Origin of the sequence: Nocardia seriolae NBRC 15557 (assembly GCF_007990715.1) — a bacterium.
Classification (GTDB): Bacteria; Actinomycetota; Actinomycetes; order Mycobacteriales; family Mycobacteriaceae; genus Nocardia; species Nocardia seriolae.
On sequence record NZ_BJWY01000250.1, the window covers coordinates 1 to 2,193 of the forward strand.

Annotated in this window: 2 protein-coding genes; both read right to left on the bottom strand. The window is 64.6% G+C overall.

The features are described 5' to 3' along the window. Positions 1 to 910: 910 nt before the first annotated feature. Positions 911 to 1,207, bottom strand: coding sequence for a hypothetical protein (locus tag NS2_RS35510; protein ID WP_143161453.1), 297 nt, complete (start codon positions 1,205 to 1,207; stop codon positions 911 to 913). 201 nt (positions 1,208 to 1,408) lie between these two features. Next, the gene (locus NS2_RS35515) at positions 1,409 to 2,017 is read right to left on the bottom strand and encodes an MspA family porin (protein ID WP_158544147.1); all 609 of its coding nucleotides are present in this window, start codon (positions 2,015 to 2,017) and stop codon (positions 1,409 to 1,411) included. Positions 2,018 to 2,193 lie beyond the last annotated feature (176 nt).

Below are 2,193 nucleotides of genomic sequence, written 5' to 3' on the forward strand. Positions count from 1 at the left end.
GCATCATTGTGAACGTAGAATACGTTCCCATTCGAGTCAATACCATTTCGTATCAGATCATGACCGGCAGGGTAGTCGATCACTACGGATCCATCCGGAAATTCCGTCCGTAAGCTTCCGTCCGGCAACGGAGTAGTAACTCCGTCGGGATACGGTCCTGTGGGGTCGCTGACCGGTGTCGCCGAATCACGGAGGGTCCGCCGTAGCCCTGCCGCTGAAAACGCTGTCACACCAACAAGGAGTAGTGCCGGTATACGTTCATCGCCACCGCCTCGGTTCGCACCTGTGGACGTTCCGGTGGGTTGCGCGCCTTCCTCGGCTATAGCCGGGGTCGGCGTAGATGAAGGTGGCGGAACCGAACCGTGCAGTAGTCGTTGTTTCACATCAGCGAATTCCTGATCCGACAGCAACCCTTGCTCGTGCAGTCTGGCTGCCCGCTCCAATTGCGAAACTATGTCCTCGCCCGGCGCAGAGGATGGCGGGGCGGGAGTTTCGGGGGCGGGTGGCTGCTCGGGTCCCGGCGGAGCTGGCGCGGCGGGTATCGGTTGCGGGTTGCCCGGTAGAACAGGTTCTTCCGCCTCGGGGACCGGCACGATGGGCGTGCCGTTGTAAGGCCCGGGCGCGGGCGGGATGAACGCACCCCCGTTGGGTCCACCGCCGGGTCCCGGCTGGCCCGGCAGGGTCGGTGCGGCGGGGGTGGGTGGAGCGGCGGTGGTGGGCAGTCCGGGCTGGCCCGGTGGGGGCGGAGGTGGGGGCGGGCAGGAGATTCCAAGCATCGGGTTCGGGATGCAGATCGGTTGCGCCGCAACCGGACTTGCAAACCACAACGCGCCCACACCGCCTGTGATGGCGAGCAGCGCAACACTCGCCGACCACCACTGCACCCCTGCCCCTACTGCGCTCTGGGCGGTCATCGGGCCGGGTTGGAACCGTTGCCGCCGGTGCGGAGTCGCTCGATGAGTTTGTCGGCACCGAACCAGAACAGGCGGCCCGCGATCGACATGAACACGAAAAATCCCAGGTACACCCAGATCGCGCCGTAACGGTCCGCCCAGCCGGGCATCCGGTCCAGGAGCAGGAACGCCGCTATCAGCAACCCCAGCCCGACCAGGAACGCGGCCACCGGGCTCACCAACCTTTCGCCCGGAGCCGGTGGCGGCGGGTTCTCGGCTTGCTCAGTGTTGGTTGTCGGTGCTGTGGTGGTCACTGGTCGTGCTCCCTTCTGCTGTCACGCTGCTCGTTTCACGAGCGGGAATACGGGAGAAATTGTTCACGTCCAAACGCCGATCAAGATCGGCAACTGGTTGATGCTATCGCGCTCGTCCACCGCGCTGACCGGCAAAGATGGACTGAGACTGGTACAATTCGGTCACGCCGCCGCCAAGCCTGAGACCGGGCGGGAGAGTGTTCAGAACGAGAGGGGTTCACCGTAGACGGTGATGGTGTCATCGGCGGTGGTGGTGGAGACGGTCAGTGCCGCAACAGAGCGCATGGCGACCTGGCCGATACAGGAGTCCACCCGCAGGGCAACGTCGTAGAGCGCGAGGTACCCGGTAGCGGCGCCCATCGGCTTGGAGGCCAGCGCGATAGTGGTGATGGTGCCCGGGCGCAGAGTGACCTGGATACTAGGGGTGATCCCGGCATTGAGGCCAGCGTTGCCGCCCAGCGTGCCGGAAGGGGATTGCGCGGCAGTGCCACTCCCCAGCACCCCGACGTTCGCGCCGAGGGCGCCCGACAGCCCAGCTGTCATACCAGGCGAGACGTCGGTATTGCAGCCAATCATCAATCCGACTGCGATCGTGCCGGCCCGCACCGGTACGCGACCTTGGCCGCCGATGTCGCCGCGTGCGAGTACCGACAAGAACGCCTCGCGGGAGAACGCGGCCGCGTTGAGCGGCGGCTGACGCTCAAGGTTCTCATCGGTTTTGCTGATCGTGATCTCCCAACCGTCAGCGGTGGTGCGCGTGCGGGTCTTGTCGATCGTGGTATCCGCAGTACCGCTCCCGGCCACCGCCACCCATATGACCACCGAACACGCAGCGCAGACAACACACCGCAAACGCTGAACGGTTGACAAATCCCACGCTCCCATCCTCGAAATCGACACCGATCAAGACGCACCAGCACCTGCCGTATATGAGACGCAGCCGACTGTAGCGGCGTAAGCGTTGTGACCAGTGCAATGGCGGTGTG